This is a genomic window from Amycolatopsis sp. NPDC102522 (assembly GCF_055584485.1).
In genome coordinates, this window is record NZ_JBVJLY010000003.1 from 374,436 (window position 1) to 389,878 (window position 15,443).

The following is a 15,443-nucleotide window of genomic DNA, read 5'->3' on the forward strand; positions in this document are numbered from 1 at the left end:
CGACAAGCCGTCGCGTTTCGTCCTCTGAATGCGGTCAGGCGGGTTCGGCGGCCAGGCGCTGGACGACCGGCAGCAGGTCCGAGGCCAGCAGGTCCCGCAGGAACACCGCCGCGACGCGGTGCTGGTTGTCCAGCACGATCGTCGACGGGATGATGTTGCGCGGATAGCCCGAGAGCTGCAGCAGCGTCCGCCCCGACGGGTCGTAGATCGACGGGTACGTCAACTTCCGGTCCCGCATGAAGTCCTGTGCCGGGGCCCGGTCGTTGTCGCGCAGGTCGATGCCGACCACCTGGACACCGGACGCCTTGGTCTGGTCGTAGACCTTCTGCATCTCCGGCGCCTCGACGCGGCACGGCCCGCACCACTGGCCCCACAGGTTGAGCACGATGACCTTGCCGGGGAAGTCGGCGATCGAAAGCTGTTTGCCCTCGTTCATCAGGTCGTCGCCGGACAGCGTCGGCGACGGCTGGCGGTCCGCGACGTCGTAGGTGATGTCGACCTTCCCGCCCGGCGAAACGAAGTTGAACGTGCCGCCGGTGACGACGGCGTCCTTGCCGGTGCTGCAACCCGTGACGACGAGCAGCAGCACCGCCATGGCCGCCAGCGCGCGCTTCATGCCCCGGTCACCTTCGGGTCGGTCGTGCCGGCGGGCTCGCTGTAGACGATCCGCACGAGTTCTTCGCCCTCGAAGACCAGGCTGGTCAGCGACGCGAGCGAGCACTGCCGGACGCGCGGGTCGTGCCAGAGGCGCTTCGCCTCCAGGAACCGCCGCACGGTCCAGATCGGCAGCTGGTGCGAGACGCACAGCGCCTCGTGCCCCTCGGCCGCCTGCCGCGCCCGGTAGATCGCGCCGAGCATGCGGTGCGCGATCTCGACGTACGGCTCGCCCCACGACGGCCGGAACGGGTTGACCAGCTTCGGCCAGTGCTTCGGCTGGCGAAGGGCCCCATCGCCGACGGCGACCCGCTCACCCTCGAACTGGTTGTCCGCCTCGATGAGCCGCTCGTCGGTGTCGACGTCGAGCCGGTGCGCGGCCGCGATCGGCGCCGCGGTCTCTTGCGCGCGCTGAAGCGGCGAAGCGACGACGTGCGTGATGTCGTGCTTCGCGACGGCCTCGGCGACCGTCAGCGCCTGGCGCTGGCCGCGGTCGGAGAGCTTGAAGCCGGGCAGGCGGCCGTACAGGATCTTGTCCGGGTTGTGCACTTCGCCGTGGCGGAGCAGGTGCACGATCGTCGTCTCGCTCACGCCTGGACCGCCTCGGCCGCCGCGCGAGCCGCGACACGCAGCGCGGACTCGATGATCGCGAACTCGGCGTCACCCATGGCCGCGTTGACGAACCAGGCCTCGTACGCGCTCGGCGGCCCGTACACGCCGTTGTCCAGCAGCGCGTGGAAGAACGCCGGGAACCGCCAGGTCTCCGAGGCCTGTGCGCCCGGGTAGTCCGTCACCGGGTTCTGGCCGAAGAACACGCTGACCAGGTTGCCCGCGTACTGCACGCTGTGCGCGACGCCCGCCTCGGTCAGCGACCGGTCGAACAGGTCGCCGAGCCGCTTCGCGTTGGCGTCGAGGGCCGCGTACACGGCGTCGTCGGCCGCGCGCAGCGTCGCGAGCCCGGCGGCGACGGCGACGGGGTTCCCCGAAAGCGTCCCCGCCTGGTACACCGGCCCGCCCGGGGCCAGCTTCGCCATCACGTCGGCGCGACCGCCGAAGGCCGCCGCCGGCAGCCCGCCGGACATCACCTTGCCGAAGGTGTACAGGTCACCGGCGACGCCTTCGAGGCCGAACCAGCCCGCCTTCGAGACGCGGAACCCGGTCATCACCTCGTCCATGATCAGCAGCGCGCCGTGTTCGTGCGCGATCTCCTTGAGCCCGGCGTTGAAACCTTCGGCAGGGGCGACGGCGCCCATGTTGCCCGCCGCGGCTTCGGTGATGATCGCGGCGATCGAGTCCGGGTTGTCCGCGAAGGACTTCCGGACCGCGTCGAGGTCGTTGTAGGGCAGGACGATCGTGTCGGCAGCCTGCGCGCCGGTGACACCGGGCGACGTCGGGAGGCCGAGGGTCGCGACGCCGGAGCCCGCTTCGGCGAGCAGCGCGTCGACGTGACCGTGGTAGCAGCCCGCGAACTTGATGATCTTCGCCCGGCCGGTGAACCCCCTGGCCAGCCGGATCGCGCTCATCGTCGCCTCGGTGCCGGAGTTGACCAGGCGGACCTGCTCGACCGGCTCGACACGCCCGATGATCTCCTCGGCCAGTTCGACCTCACCGCGGGTCGGCGTGCCGAACGACAGCCCGTCGACGGCCGCTTCACGCGCCGCGGCGACGACGTCCGGATGCGCGTGCCCCAGGATCATCGGCCCCCACGAGGAGACCAGGTCGACGTAGCGGTTGCCGTCGGCGTCCCAGAGATACGGGCCCTCGCCGCGCACCATGAACCGCGGGGTTCCGCCGACGGAGTTGAAGGCCCGCACCGGGGAGTTCACCCCGCCCGGGATCGCGGCCTTCGCTCGTTCGAACCATGCCTTGGACTGATCGACTCCGGTAGTCACGTCCCCAGTCTCGCAAATCCCGGATGACACCCGCCGCCGAGTCCTCGCGGTTCCGGGCGTGGCGTGATCAGCCCCACTAGGGTGGGAAGCACTCCCGTCGAAACCCTCGCGGAGGAATCCACGTGTCCACGGTGCCATCACCGCCGACCCACCATCGCCGCCTGCGCTGGCAGGCCCTGGCCGGATTCGTCGCCCTGTCGGCGATCGTGGGAGCGGTGGCCGCGCTCGCCGTGGCCACCCGCTCGGAAGCGCAGAACGCGATGGCCCGCCCGTCGTGGGCGCCGCCCGGCTGGCTCTACGGCCCGGTGTGGTCGGCCCTGCTGCTCCTGGTCGCGGTCGCGGGCTGGTGCTATTGGCGGACCGACGGCGAAACGCGCGGATTCGCCTTCTACGGCCTCTGCCTGCTGCTGACCCTGCTGTGGACGCCGCTGTTCTTCGCCGGCAGCGCGCACGCCCTGGCGCTGGCCGACGTCGTCGTCCTGGACTTCGTGGTGCCCATCACGATGATGGAGTTCGCGCGCCGGTCGAAACTCGCGGCCTGGCTGCTGGTGCCGTACCTGCTGTGGCTGCTGTTCTCGACCGCGGTCAACGCCGCCGTCGTCTGGCTGAACTAGGTCGTGCTAGTCCTTGGGCTTGCGGCCCTTGGCGCGGACGGCGAGCAGGAACTGGCGGATGGCGTCCACCACCAGGATCGCGGCCACCAGGCCCAGCCCGATGGCGCCGGCGAGCGGGCCGCCGAAGTAGCGCTGCGATTCGAGGATCGTCGTTTCGTTGTAGGTGATCACGACCGGGACGACGCCGGCCTTCCAGCAGGCGAAGGCGCCCCACACCGCGAGCGCGGCGAGGAACAACTCGACGGCCCCCACCAGAGCGCGCAGGGGTTTGTGCAGCCGGGCCGCGGGCCGGGCGTCCTCCGGTGGCCACAGATCGGCACCGGTCGGCTGGGGAAGGTCGATCACGGTGAGCAGTTTCTCATGACTCTGTGGTGCGAGCACGCACCAAATCCTCGAGAGCCTCGCGCAGCGCGTCCGGATCCTTCGCCCAAGCGCGGACGAAAACGCCGTCTTCGAGCTTCAACCCGACTTCGCCGTGCTTCTTGGGGATCGTCCAGCCGCCCCCGAGGACCCGCGATCCGACCGGGGTCTCTTCGTCACCGAGGACCTCGGCGATCCGGGCCGCTTCCAGGGTTTCCCGGCCTTGCCGGAAGCCGTCGGCGGTGACTTCGAGCGAGAGGAAGCGGCGGCGGGCGTACACCCACGGCACCGTGATCAGCACCAGCCCCGCCGCGACGAGGAGCCAGGCCAGCCAGTGGACCGGCCCGCCGGTCGCCAGTTCGGCGAGCAGCCCGGCGGCGGCGAACAGCGGTGCCCACAGCAACGCCGTCCAGCCGACGCCGGGTTCGCCGTAGAGAGCAGCCGGCTCGGGCGTCATGGCAGGTTGCGCCCGACCTTCGGGAAGTAGTCGGAGACGCTGGGCAGGTACATCAGGATCAGCGCGATCGCCACCAGCAGGGTGGACACCAGCAGGAACACGTTGAGCGAGCCGCGAAGGATCAGCAGCTCCACCAAGACCAGGAAGACCGCACCGACGGTCAGGACCGTGCGGGCCGATCGTGTCCCCTCGCGGGCCTTGTAGGCGAACAGCGCGAACAGGACGGCGAAGGTGACAGCGCCACCGAACAGCATCCACAGCAGGGTGTTCACACCGGAAGCGACCAGCGCCGGGTCGGCGGGCTGGCCGGGGACCGGGTTCTTCTTGATCTGGTCGAGGATCCCGGCGGTCAGTTCGTCTTTCAGCACCAGCAGGGCGATCTGCCCCGCCACCAGGACGACCCCGGCCAGGATCCACAGCCAGAACGAGACGGTGACCAGCCTCGGCGCCGCGATCTTCGGCGGCGCCTGACCAGGCAGGATCGGGTCGGGTGCCCTCCCACGCTTGCGGCGTTCGTCGTCCGTTTCGCCCGCTTCGCTGTCGCTCACGCGACGCAGCCTAGTCGAGCCAAGCAGCGGCTTCGGCGGCCCAGTAGGTGAGGATCATGTCCGCGCCCGCGCGGCGGATCGAGGTCAGCACCTCGAGGACAGTGCGCTCGCGCTCGATCCAGCCGTTCGCCGCGGCGGCTTCGACCATCGCGTACTCGCCCGAGATGTTGTACGCCGCCACGGGAACCGGCGACGCCTCGGCTGCGGCCCTGATGACGTCCAAATAGGACAGTGCGGGCTTGACCATGATCATGTCGGCGCCCTCGGCGATGTCCAGCTCGATCTCCCGCAACGCTTCGCGCACGTTGCCCGGATCCTGCTGGTACGTCTTCCTGTCGCCCTTCAGCTGCGAGTCGACGGCCTCGCGGAAGGGGCCGTAGAACGCGCTGGCGAACTTCGCCGAGTACGCGAGGATCCCGGTGTCCGTGCGCCCGGCGCGGTCGAGCGCGGCGCGGATGACGCCGACCTGGCCGTCCATCATGCCGCTGGGGCCGAGCAGATGCGCACCCGCTTCCGCCTGCGCCAGACCCATTTCCGCGTACAGGCGCAGGGTCGCGTCGTTGTCGACACCGCCGTCGGCGTCGAGGACGCCGCAGTGGCCGTGGTCGGTGAACTCGTCGAGGCACGTGTCGGCCATCAGGACCGTCGCGTCGCCGAGTTCGGCCTTCAAGTCGCGCAGGGCGACGTTGAGGATGCCGTCCGGGTCGATCGCGCCGGAGCCCTCGGCGTCACGCGTCTTCGGGATGCCGAACAGCATCAGGCCGCCGACACCGGCGTTGACCGCTTCGACGGCGGCTTTGCGCAGCGTGTCGCGGGTGTGCTGGACGACGCCGGGCATGCTGGAGATCGGGCGGGGCGCGTCGGCGCCCTCGGCCACGAACATCGGGAGGATCAGCTGGCGCGGGCGCAGCGTCGTCTCACCGACCAGCCTTCGCATGGCAGGAGTGGTACGGAGCCTGCGGGGACGATGCTCAGGAAACACCCCTCCGACGGTACTCCGGCTCGCTTGAGAGGCGGTCCGCAGGCGCTGGAAGCCGCGTGAGCGGCGAGGAAGTACGTGAAGGCCCCCTTCATTGCGCCTAGCGCAATGAAGGGGGCCTTCACGTACTTCAAACGAGCAGGATCAGGGCAGCCGGATGATGGACTCGCTGTTGCAGTTGAACATGCTGTCGGCGCAGGCCTTCACCGTCAGCCGACTCCAAGTGCTCGGCAACATGATCACGGCCACGGTCTCCCCATCGCCGACCTGGATGATGGAGACCTGAGTCGGCGGAGACACGATGAACTGCGCGATGAGAGTCGACGTCGGCGAGTTGTCGGTCAGCGTGGCGAACGCCTCTCCCCGACCGATGGTGGTCCGGATACTTTGCGCCGCGCAACCGAGCGGGCTGCACACCTCGAACGAGCTGGGAGCCGCGGCCGCCGTGCCCGCGAATCCGGCGGAACCGAGGGCCAGCACACCCAGGACGGCGGCGGCCCGTGCGAGAGACTTCATGATCACTCCCCAGTGATTGTCGAACCCACGAAGCTACGCCCCACTGCTTCGCGCGCGGTAAAGACTCACTAAGGAACGAAAAAGCCCCCTTCCCACGCGAAATGTGGAAAGGGGGCTTTTCACGGAATCAGGAGCGGCGGGCCCGCTTCGCCTTGCGCGGCGGCGGAAGCGCACCTTCGGCGCGAAGCCGCGCGGCGTGCTCGGCGAGCGCGTCGACGAGGTGCGGGACGTCGGCCTTTTCGGGCTGGACGTCGACCCGCAGCCCGAACTCCACGGCGGTTTCCGCGGTCTTCGGGCCGATGCACGCGACCAGCGTGCGGGTGTGCGGCTTGCCGGCGATGCCGACGAGGTTCCGCACGGTCGAGGACGAGGTGAAGCAGACCGCGTCGAAACCGCCGGTCTTGATCATCTCGCGGGTCTCGGCTGGCGGCGGCGCGGCCCGCACGGTGCGGTACGCCGTCACGTCGTCGATCTCCCAGCCGCGTTCACGCAGGCCGGCCGAAAGGGTCTCGGTGGCGATGTCCGCCCGCGGCAGCAGCACGCGGTCGACCGGGTCGAGCACGTCGTCGTACGGCGGGAACTCGGCGAGGAGGCCCTCCGAGGACTGCTCGCCCTCCGGGATCAGCTCCGGGATGATGCCGAAGGAGCGCACCTTCGCGGCGGTCGATTCGCCGACGCAGGCGATCTTCACGCCGGAGAACGCGCGGGCGTCGAGGCCGAACTCCTCGAACTTCTCCCACACCGCGCGGACGGCGTTGGTCGAGGTGAAGACGATCCACTGGTAGCGGCCGTCGACGAGGCCCTTGACCGAGCGCTCCATCTGAGCGGGGCTGCGTGGCGGCTCGACCGAGATGGTCGGGACCTCGTGCGAGGTGGCGCCGTGGCCGCGAAGCCGCTCCGCCATCTCACCGGCCTGCTCCTTGGTGCGCGGCACCAGGACCTTCCAGCCGTACAGCGCGCGCGACTCCCACCACGACAGCTTCGAGCGCTGGCCGACGGCCTGGCCGATGGTCACGATGAGCGGGCCGACGAGCTCGCCCGCCTCGTTCGCGACGGTGGCCAGCGTGGTGTCCAGGGTGCGCTGGGTGTTGATGGTGCCGTTGGAGGTCACCGCGACCGGGGTGGTCGGCGCCAGTCCGTGCTCGGTCAGCGCGGACGCGGCCTCGGCGAGGTGCGCCGAAGTCGCGTGCAGCACGATCGGGCCCGGGGTGGCGGCCAGTGCGGCCCATTCGACGTCGCCGCGGACGTCGACCTCGGTGTGGGTGCCGCCGAGCGCGACACCGGCGTACGCCGGGACGGCGGCGCCGGGCGAGACGCCCGGGATGATGTCGAAGACGGCGCTGGTCCGGGAAACGGCCTGCACCTCGGCGACGACGGCGGGCTGGGTCAGCGGGTCACCGGCGATCAGCCGGAGCACCAGCCGTCCGGCCTTGGCCTCATTCACCAGGTCCTTGGCTACCTCAGTGGCCTCGCCGACGGCGGGGCGCACTTCGGCGCCCTCGGCGGTGAGGGCCAGGACGCCCGAAGGGACGTCCGGGTCGGTCACCACGACCTCGGCCTTGGCGAGCAGCTCCTGAGCGCGGACGGTCAGCAGACCGGCGTCACCGGGGCCCGAGCCCACGAAGGCGACACGCCCGGTGGTCTTACGCGCGGGGGTCATCTGTGCGTTCTCCTCTTGAGCGGCCGCAGTCGATCGCGGCCCTACCTTCAACGTTCTGACTCACTGGGCGGGGCCGGACAGCGCGCCCGCCCCCAGGTCGAGCAGCTCGGCGGCCAGTGTCCGGCCGAGCTGTTCAGCATCACGGATGTCGGCGAGCGCGGAAGCGCGCACCATGTCGACCGCGTCCCCGTCTCCTTCGACGGCTGCGGTGCCCCGCAGCGAGATCCGCTCGACGACCCGCCCTTCGGCGTCCAAGTCCTCGACGATCTCCGCCAGCGCTCCGACCGGTGCACTGCATCCGGCTTCCAATGCCGCGAGCAGCGCCCGCTCGGCGGTCGCCACGGCACGAGTGCCTTCATCGTCCACTGTGGACCCGAGCAGGTGCTCGATGTCCACGTCACCGGTCCGGCACTCCACCGCCAGCGCACCCTGTGCGGGCGCGGGCAGCATCTGGATCGGGTCGAGGGTCTCGGTGATCTCCTCCGCCCGGCCGATCCTGGCCAGTCCGGCACGCGCCAGGACGACGGCGTCGAGCTCTCCGTCGATCACCTTGCGCATGCGGGTGTCGATATTGCCTCGGATCGGCACGATTTCCAAACCGAGACCGAGCGAGCGCAGTTGCGCGGTGCGCCGCGGCGAGCCGGTGCCGACGGTCGAACCCGGCGGAAGCTCACCGAGAGTGAGCCCGTCACGGGCGATCAGCGCGTCACGCGGGTCCTCGCGGCGCGGCACGGCGGCGAGCGTGATGCCCGGCTCCGGCTTCGTCGGCAGGTCCTTGTACGAGTGCACGATGACGTCGACTTCCTCGCGCAGCAGGGCTTCGCGCAGCGCGGAAGTGAAGACACCGACCCCGATCGTCGGGATCGGCGCGGACGACCTGTCGCCCGGGGTCGTCACGGTGACGAGCTCGACCTCGGCCCCGGTGGCACGCAGGGCGTCGGCGATGGTGCCGGTCTGCGCGAGGGCGAGCTTGCTGCCGCGCGTCCCGATACGGATGACTCTGCTCACTTGATGCTCACTCGTCTTTCGTAGCGGTGGGACTCGCCACGGCGGCGGGCGCCTGCGGGTCGAGGCAGAACAGCTCGCGCAGCGCGTTGGCGTAATCGGTGTCGGCCGTCTCGGCGGCCAGCTGCTTGACCCGCACCGTCGGCGCGTGCAGCAGCTTGTCGACCACGCGGCGGACCGTGCGGCCGACCTCCTCGCGGACCCCGGCTTCGAGGTCCGGCAGGCGGTTGTCCAGCCGCAGCAGTTCGGCGTCGACCACCTCGGCCGCCCGGCGCCGCAGCGCCGTCACCGTCGGGGTGACCTCGGCGCTGCGCTGACCGGCGAGGTACTCGCGCACCTCGTCGAGCACGATGCCGGTGGCCTTCGCGGTCTGGCGTTCGGTGGTCGGGGTGCCCGCTTCGCGCATGCGGCGCTGGATGGTTTCGAGGTCGACCACGGTGACGTCGGCCAGCTCGGCGACGTCGTGGTCGACGTCGCGCGGGAGGCCGAGGTCGCAGACGACCAGCGGTCGCCCGGCGCGGGCCGGGACGTGCTCGGCGGTGAACACCGCGGCGTTCGCGCCGGTGCAGCAGACGACGACGTCCGCCTCGGCGACGGCGGCCGCGATCCCGCTCATCTGGACGGCCTTCGCGGGCACTCCCTGCTCGACGCTCGCGGCGGCGAGTCGGGCGGCCCTGGCTTCGGTGCGGTTGGCGACGGTGATCTCGCCGATCCCGGATTTGCGCAGGTGGGACGCGGTCAGCGCGCCCATCGAACCGGCGCCGACGATCAGCGCGTGCTTGCCGGCGATGCCACCGGCGGCGGCCAGCGCCTCGGAGACGACCGACGCGCCCAGCTGGTCCAGCCCGGTCTCGGAGTGGACGCGTTTGCCGACGCGCAGCGTGGTCTGGATCAGCTCGTGCAGCGTGCGGCCGACGGTGCCCGCCTCGCGCGCGGTGGCGTAGGAGGACCGGATCTGGCCGAGGATCTGCGTCTCGCCGACGACCATCGAGTCCAGCCCGGACGTGACCGAGAACAGGTGCTCGATCGCGGCGCCCGCGTAGTGCACGTACAGCGATTCGTAGAGGTCCGCGGGCTGCATCCCGGCCTGGCGGGCGAGCACGTCGGAGACGTCGTTGAGGCCACCGTGGAAGGTCTCGACGACGGCGTAGACCTCGATGCGGTTGCAGGTCGAGACGAGGATCGCCTCGCTGACGTGCTCGGCCTGCTGCAGTTCGTGGAGCACCTTGGTCACGTCGGTCGCGGGGACCGCGACGCGCTCCAGGGTGCTCAGCTCGGCACTGCGGTGCGAGAGCCCGACCGCCAACACGCTCATTTCAGCGCACCACCATTCCGTTGCCGTGGCCGTTCACGCTGCCATTCTCGGCGCCTCCGGGGCCACCGTCCCCTCCGCCGTTGCCGTTAGCGGCCAGATCGGCGCGGCGAGCGACGTGGAACGACAGGATCTGCAGCTCGACCGCGAGATCGACCTTGCGCACCTCGATATGCGCCGGAACCTGCAGCACCACCGGGGCGAAATTCAGGATGCACTGCACGCCACCTGCGACAAGCCGGTCGCAGACCGACTGCGCGGCGGTGGGCGGAGTGGCGATGACGCCGATGGAGATCTGCCGTTCGGCGCAGACTTTGGGGATCTCGTCGAGATGCGAGACCAGGAGGCCGCCGACCGGCACGCCGACCAGATCCGGGTCGAGGTCGAACAGCGCCTCGACCGGGAAGCCGCGGCCGGGGAACCCGCCGTAGTTGGCCAGCGCGTGCCCGAGGTTACCGATGCCGACCACGGCGACCTTGTGCTTGCGGGTCAGGCCGAGGATCCGTTCGATCTGGCTGACCAGGACGCTGACCTCGTAGCCGACGCCGCGGGTGCCGTAGGAGCCGAGGTAGGACAGGTCCTTGCGCAGTTTCGCGGAGTTGACGCCCGCGGCCTGCGAGAGTTCCTCGCTGGAGATCGTCGTCGCGCCCTGCTCGGCCAGTCCGGAGAGGACACGGAGGTAGACGGCGAGGCGGGCGACGGCGGCCTCGGGGATCGACTTCGCGCGGACCGCTTCCGGCTCGGCGGTGGCCTCGACGGCGGGCATCTCCGCGGTGGGCGCGTTGTCGGCGTCCGGTGTCACCCGGGTGCGCCGGCCTCGTTGCGACACCACGCTTGTCCGCTCCTCTGGTCCTGCTGACGACATGATTCGCCTGAACCTGCGAAACCGGCTCTTGACCCGCGGCGCTGAGTCCGGTTCGATGCCGGGCGCTGTCGGAGGCGACGTATCTACGGTAGCCACTTGTGAACGCAGGCACAAAGTCACTGGTAGGTGCTGTGTTGAAGGTCGCGTCAGCGCGCGTTGACCGAAACCGTGTGCCAGCCGGTGGCTCCGTCGGGCACGGTTCCGGCACGCTCCTGGGTCTGCGTGTAGCCGGACTGGTCCGTGGCCCGGACCGCGACCTGATGCTGACCAGGGCCGACCCGGACTTCGGTCCACCACATCCGCCAGGTGTCCTTCGACGTTTCGGCGGACAGGACGGTCTCCTGCCACGGCCCCTCGTCGACGCGGACCTCGACCTTCGCGACGCCGGTGTGCTGCGCCCAGGCGGTCCCGGACACGACGACCTTGCCCGCGTTCACCGCCGAGCCGGGCGCGTCGATCCGCGACTGCGTCTTCACCGGTCCCTCGCGGCCCCAACCCCGGTCGAGCCAGTACGCCCGACGCTCCTCCCAGGTGGTGATCTCCAGCTCGGTGACCCATTTCGTGGCGGACACGTAGCCGTACAGCCCGGGGATCACGATGCGCGCGGGGAAGCCGTGCTCGATCGGCAGCGGTTCGCCGTCCATGCCGATCGCGAGCATCGCGCCGCGCGCCGGGTCCAAGGCGGCCTCGACCGGGGTACCGCAGGTCCAGCCGTCGACGCTGGTGGCGAACATCTGCTCGGCGCCGGGTTTCACGCCCGCTTCGAGCAGCAGGTCACGCAGGTCGACGCCGATCCAGCGCGCGTTGGAGATGTACGGGCCGCCGACCTCGTTGGAGACGCAGCACAGCGTGACGTCGCGTTCGATCAGCGGCCGCGAGCGGATGTCCTCATACCGGTAGGTGACCTCGCGATCGACCATGCCGCGGATCTGCAGGCTCCAGTCCTCCGCGCGCACCTGCGGGACCACCAGGGCGGTGTCGATGCGATAGAAATCCTTCGAAGGAGTGAGGTACGGCGGGGTCCCGAACTTCACGAAGTCCGCGTCCGGCGGGATCGGTGGCGCTGTCCGCGCGGCGACGAGCCTGCCGACGGCGGCCCGCGAGTCCGCGGCGTTCTTCCTGGTCCCGACGAGCTGGCCGGTCAGCGCGGCGACACCGGCTCCCGCCGCGACGGAGGCGCCGGTGATCAGCACCTTCCGCCGGTCCGGCCCCTCGCCTTCGCGGTCGTCGAAGAACACCTTCGGGCGGAAGAACAGGTGCAGCCTGGTGAAGACGACGAGCCCGGCGACCGTCGCGGCCACCGGCGCCAGCAGCGCGATCTGCCCGAGGTCGGTGCGCACGTAGACGGCGGCGACACCCGCCGCGCCGAGGACGCCGACGAGCACCTGGCCCGGCAGTGCCTTGCGGCGCGAGAGCTGCCCGGCGAGCAGCGCGACCAGCACCAGCACCACGGCCAGGCCGATCTTGAGGATGGGCTTGTCCCAGGTCTCCAGCGTCTGTTCCGCCCAGGCGACCACCGCGTGCGGGCTGTGGTCGATGACGAAGTTCGCGACCGCGACGAACGGCGAGGCCGTGTACCCGACGAAGCCCGCGACGAGATGCCCCACGCCGAGGGCGGCCGCCAGTGACAGGAGCCCGGTCAGAGCGGCTTGCTGGAAGGTGAGCCTGCGTTCTTCGTCCACGACTCCATCTTCGGAGCGAAAGGCGCTTCGGGTCGGCCGATCGCCCCTTACGAGTGTGTTACGCCAGTGCCTTCCGGAGCCTGTCCTCTTCGACGCGCCAGTAGCCGTGCTCGGCGTCGTCGACGAGGATCACCGGCACGCGGTCGCCGTATTCGGCCCGCCATTCGGGGTCGCTGTCGACGTCCTGCGCCGACCAGGCGACACCCAGTTCGCCGCAGATCCGTTCGATGTCCTGTTCCGCGACCTCGCACAGGTGGCAACCGGTGCGGGTCATGACGGTCACGTGGTGCGCCATGGCCCCCATCCTTACCTGAGGCGAAGGCGCCGGAGCTTCCCGGTGGCCGAATGCGGCAGGGACTCGGCGAACTCGACCGTGTGCGGCACCTTGTACCCGGCCAGGTGCTCCGCGCAGTGCTCGACGACCTGCTGTTCCGAGAGCGACGCACCCGGCGCGGGGACGACGACGGCCTTCACCGCCTCACCGGTCCGCTCGTCGACGACGCCGACGACCCCCGCCTCGACGACTTCGTCCAGCATCGAGATCACGTTCTCGACCTCGTGCGGGAAGACGTTGAAGCCGTTGACGATGATCAGGTCGTTGGCGCGATCCACCAGGTGCAGGTCGCCGTCGGTGTCGAGGTAGCCGACGTCGCCGGTGCGGAACCAGCCGTCCTCGTCAGGACCGTGCGAGCCGTCGGGCCAGTAGCCGGAGAACAGGTTCGCGCCGCGGATCGACACCAGCCCGGTGCCACCGTCCTCGTCGAAGGCGTCGCCGAGGTCGTCCGGGTCCAGCGGGACGGGTTCCGCGTCGCCGTCGCTGTCGACCAGCCGGAGTTCGACGCCGGGCAGCGGGCGCCCGACCGAACCCGGCTTCGGGTAGCCGGTGACCAGGGTCGTGGTGACCACGGGCGCGCATTCGGTGAGGCCGTAGCCCTCGTAGACGTCCAGCCCGGTGGCGCCGCGGAGCGCGGTGAGGATCTTGGGGTGCAGCGGCGCCGCGCCTGAGGTCATCCGCCGAACGGTGGAAAGGCCCTGCCCGAGCTCGTCGGGGTCCATCGCGGCGAATTCGGCGTACATCGCGGGCACGCCGGCGATCGAGGTCACCCGGTACTCGGTGCAGTCGGCCAGGGTCCGCTCGGCGAGGAAACGTTCGGACAGGATCGCCGTCGCCCCGACCGAGGTGGTCTGCAGAAGGCCCGGCCCCAGGCCGTAGACGTGGAACAACGGGATGGTGATGAGCACGCGGTCGCCGTGCACGAGCGGCGTCGGGACGATCCGGCTCAGCTGGTCGAGGTTCGCCAGCAGCGCCCGGTGCGACAGCATCACGCCACGCGGCGGGCCGGTCGTGCCGGAGGTGTACGAGATGACCGCTATGTCCTCACCGGCACCGGCAGCGTCGAGCGGTTCGACTGCTCCATCCGAAGTAACGGCCGGTGAGAGGCTTGTCACCCCATCGGGGAGCTCCTCGGTCGCCTCGCGTTCGAGAACCAGCCGTGCGCCGCTGTGCTCCAGCAGCCCGGTCAGCTCCGCCATCGGAGCCTGCGGCGAGATCGGGACGACCACCGCGCCCGCCCGGAGTGCCCCGAAGAGCGAGACGGCGAAAGCGGCCGACGTCGGCAGCCGCAACGCCACCCTGTCGCCGCGCTCGATTCCCGCGTCGAGCAGGGCGCGCGCCAGTGCGTGGGCGGCGTTGTCGAGTTCCGCCCAGCTCAGCGCGACCCCGTCGCCGGTCTCCTGGACGGCCGCCTTCCCGGGCCACTGCCGGGCGGCCTCGGCGAGCAAGGTGGGCACACTTGGATCGGCAACCTGCTCCGCGCTCAACTGCGAACCTCTTCCCTCGGTGAACGGCGTTGCCAGTTTGTCATCTCCCCCACCGTCATGGGTGTCACTCGCTTTCGTCGCAGTTCCGTAACCCCGGCACCGCTACCTACTTCGCGGTAACTACACGTATGCTGCTGGGCGTCGTCGAGTGGTGTTGATCACTCGATGGTGAGAAAGGGAGTCCGGACGTGCAGATCTTGCAGGCCCACGCGGCGGTGGGACATGCGGGCCGGTTCTCCCTGTCCGGAACGGGAGGTACCGCGTGACTCTTCCCGCGCCGAACCCCGTCTCGATGCTGGCGGGCCATATCCTCCGCCGGAGCGGTTTTCCCGCCGCGCCGTCGCGAGCCAAGGCCGAGGCAAACGACGACGCCGCCGAGGCCGCGAAGGCCGAGGCGTGGGAGCTGGTCAGCGCCGCGCAAGGCGGCGACACGTCCGCCTTCGGACGGCTCTACGACCGCTACGTCGATGTCGTCTACCGCTACGTCCTGTTCCGCCTCGGCGACCGGGACCTCGCCGAGGACGTCACCAGTGAGACCTTCCTCCGCGCGCTGCGCCGCATCACGTCGGTGAGCTACCAGGGGCGTGACGTCGGCGCCTGGTTCGTCACCATCGCGCGCAACATCATCCTCGACCACGTGAAGTCGAGCCGGTTCCGCCTCGAGGTCGTCACCGACGAGGTCGCCGAGCCGAACGGGGCACCGATCGGGAACGTCGGCGTGCAGGCCGTCGTGGGTCCCGAGCAGCAGGCCATCAGCCGTGCCACCCGCGCCGAGCTGCTGCGTTGCGTCGCCGAACTCGGCGAAGACCAGCGCGAGTGCATCGTGCTGCGGTTCATGCAGGGACTTTCGGTCGCCGAGACCGCGGCGATCATGAAGCGCAACGAAGGCGCCATCAAAGCCCTTCAGCACCGCGCAGTACGCCGTTTGGCACAACTTCTGCCCACCGGATTGCGTTAACCCGCCGATATACCCACCGCCACCCTCAACGGAAACGCTTCGCGTTGCCGCAACGATCTAATATTTACTCCTCACCGGGCCTTGCCGTAACCCTTGGGCGCCTCCGCTCGTTTTCCCAGC

At 70.1% G+C, this 15,443-nt stretch carries 17 protein-coding genes; 2 read left to right on the forward strand and 15 right to left on the reverse strand.

The genetic code is table 11. The features are described from left to right. Positions 1–34: 34 nt before the first annotated feature. The 3 genes from ACZ6YV_RS11990 to hemL are packed head-to-tail and all read right to left on the reverse strand — an operon-like array spanning position 35 to position 2,546. A complete protein-coding gene (locus tag ACZ6YV_RS11990) occupies positions 35–616 on the reverse strand; it encodes a TlpA family protein disulfide reductase (protein WP_465509585.1) in 582 nt (193 codons plus the stop codon). Then, positions 613–1,245: a histidine phosphatase family protein gene (locus tag ACZ6YV_RS11995; protein ID WP_378238425.1), complete on the reverse strand. Its 633-nt coding sequence runs from the start codon at positions 1,243–1,245 to the stop codon at positions 613–615. The genes ACZ6YV_RS11990 and ACZ6YV_RS11995 overlap by 4 nt, the downstream gene beginning before the upstream one ends. Then, on the reverse strand, positions 1,242–2,546 hold the full coding sequence (gene hemL / locus ACZ6YV_RS12000) for a glutamate-1-semialdehyde 2,1-aminomutase (protein WP_465509586.1): 1,305 nt from the start codon (positions 2,544–2,546) through the stop codon (positions 1,242–1,244). Before hemL ends, ACZ6YV_RS11995 begins: the two co-directional genes overlap by 4 nt. A 122-nt stretch (positions 2,547–2,668) precedes the next feature. Here hemL and ACZ6YV_RS12005 point away from each other — a divergent pair, with 122 nt between their 5' ends. Then, positions 2,669–3,160 carry a TspO/MBR family protein gene (locus ACZ6YV_RS12005; protein WP_465509587.1) on the forward strand — a complete coding sequence of 164 codons (492 nt, stop codon included), beginning with the start codon at positions 2,669–2,671 and terminating at the stop codon, positions 3,158–3,160. A gap of 6 nt (positions 3,161–3,166) precedes the next feature. Here ACZ6YV_RS12005 and ACZ6YV_RS12010 read toward each other — a convergent pair whose 3' ends face one another. From ACZ6YV_RS12010 to ACZ6YV_RS12065, 12 genes are all read right to left on the reverse strand, one after another. Next, positions 3,167–3,541, reverse strand: a complete 375-nt coding sequence (locus ACZ6YV_RS12010; protein WP_465509588.1) for a hypothetical protein — start codon at positions 3,539–3,541, stop codon at positions 3,167–3,169. Continuing rightward, a complete protein-coding gene (locus tag ACZ6YV_RS12015; RefSeq protein WP_465509589.1) occupies positions 3,519–3,977 on the reverse strand; it encodes a hypothetical protein in 459 nt (152 codons plus the stop codon). Before ACZ6YV_RS12015 ends, ACZ6YV_RS12010 begins: the two co-directional genes overlap by 23 nt. Further along, complete coding sequence (locus ACZ6YV_RS12020; RefSeq protein ID WP_465509590.1) at positions 3,974–4,525, reverse strand: hypothetical protein; 552 nt, start codon at positions 4,523–4,525, stop codon at positions 3,974–3,976. Before ACZ6YV_RS12020 ends, ACZ6YV_RS12015 begins: the two co-directional genes overlap by 4 nt. A 10-nt stretch (positions 4,526–4,535) precedes the next feature. Further along, positions 4,536–5,507: a porphobilinogen synthase gene (hemB, locus tag ACZ6YV_RS12025; protein ID WP_465509591.1), complete on the reverse strand. Its 972-nt coding sequence runs from the start codon at positions 5,505–5,507 to the stop codon at positions 4,536–4,538. A 141-nt stretch (positions 5,508–5,648) separates the two neighbouring features. After that, positions 5,649–6,020, reverse strand: coding sequence for a hypothetical protein (locus tag ACZ6YV_RS12030; protein ID WP_465509592.1), 372 nt, complete (start codon positions 6,018–6,020; stop codon positions 5,649–5,651). Between the two features lie 127 nt (positions 6,021–6,147). Then, positions 6,148–7,680, reverse strand: a complete 1,533-nt coding sequence (locus tag ACZ6YV_RS12035; protein ID WP_093939093.1) for a bifunctional uroporphyrinogen-III C-methyltransferase/uroporphyrinogen-III synthase — start codon at positions 7,678–7,680, stop codon at positions 6,148–6,150. 60 nt (positions 7,681–7,740) lie between these two features. Further along, the gene (hemC, locus tag ACZ6YV_RS12040) at positions 7,741–8,688 is read right to left on the reverse strand and encodes a hydroxymethylbilane synthase (RefSeq protein WP_465509593.1); all 948 of its coding nucleotides are present in this window, start codon (positions 8,686–8,688) and stop codon (positions 7,741–7,743) included. A 7-nt stretch (positions 8,689–8,695) separates the two neighbouring features. Further along, positions 8,696–10,000 carry a glutamyl-tRNA reductase gene (locus ACZ6YV_RS12045; protein ID WP_465509594.1) on the reverse strand — a complete coding sequence of 435 codons (1,305 nt, stop codon included), beginning with the start codon at positions 9,998–10,000 and terminating at the stop codon, positions 8,696–8,698. Position 10,001: 1 nt separating this feature from the next. Then, the gene (locus ACZ6YV_RS12050) at positions 10,002–10,829 is read right to left on the reverse strand and encodes a redox-sensing transcriptional repressor Rex (protein ID WP_378238415.1); all 828 of its coding nucleotides are present in this window, start codon (positions 10,827–10,829) and stop codon (positions 10,002–10,004) included. Positions 10,830–11,008: 179 nt separating this feature from the next. Then, positions 11,009–12,544, reverse strand: coding sequence for a molybdopterin-dependent oxidoreductase (locus ACZ6YV_RS12055; RefSeq protein ID WP_465509595.1), 1,536 nt, complete (start codon positions 12,542–12,544; stop codon positions 11,009–11,011). 58 nt (positions 12,545–12,602) lie between these two features. Beyond that, on the reverse strand, positions 12,603–12,839 hold the full coding sequence (locus ACZ6YV_RS12060; RefSeq protein WP_038520134.1) for a glutaredoxin family protein: 237 nt from the start codon (positions 12,837–12,839) through the stop codon (positions 12,603–12,605). An 11-nt stretch (positions 12,840–12,850) separates the two neighbouring features. Continuing rightward, positions 12,851–14,335, reverse strand: coding sequence for an AMP-binding protein (locus ACZ6YV_RS12065; protein ID WP_465509596.1), 1,485 nt, complete (start codon positions 14,333–14,335; stop codon positions 12,851–12,853). 292 nt (positions 14,336–14,627) lie between these two features. On the opposite strand from ACZ6YV_RS12065, the gene ACZ6YV_RS12070 reads away from it, so the two are divergent. Then, the gene (locus tag ACZ6YV_RS12070) at positions 14,628–15,323 is read left to right on the forward strand and encodes a sigma-70 family RNA polymerase sigma factor (protein WP_465509597.1); all 696 of its coding nucleotides are present in this window, start codon (positions 14,628–14,630) and stop codon (positions 15,321–15,323) included. Positions 15,324–15,443: the final 120 nt, after the last annotated feature.

Bases quoted from the DNA above. Each gene is read 5' to 3' on its own strand.
- ACZ6YV_RS12015 (WP_465509589.1), bottom strand. From the start codon at position 3,977: ATGACGCCCGAGCCGGCTGCTCTCTACGGCGAACCCGGCGTCGGCTGG.
- ACZ6YV_RS12030 (WP_465509592.1), bottom strand. From the start codon at position 6,020: ATGAAGTCTCTCGCACGGGCCGCCGCCGTCCTGGGTGTGCTGGCCCTC.
- ACZ6YV_RS12035 (WP_093939093.1), bottom strand. From the start codon at position 7,680: ATGACCCCCGCGCGTAAGACCACCGGGCGTGTCGCCTTCGTGGGCTCG.
- ACZ6YV_RS11990 (WP_465509585.1), bottom strand. From the start codon at position 616: ATGAAGCGCGCGCTGGCGGCCATGGCGGTGCTGCTGCTCGTCGTCACG.
- ACZ6YV_RS12060 (WP_038520134.1), bottom strand. From the start codon at position 12,839: ATGGCGCACCACGTGACCGTCATGACCCGCACCGGTTGCCACCTGTGC.
- ACZ6YV_RS12045 (WP_465509594.1), bottom strand. From the start codon at position 10,000: ATGAGCGTGTTGGCGGTCGGGCTCTCGCACCGCAGTGCCGAGCTGAGC.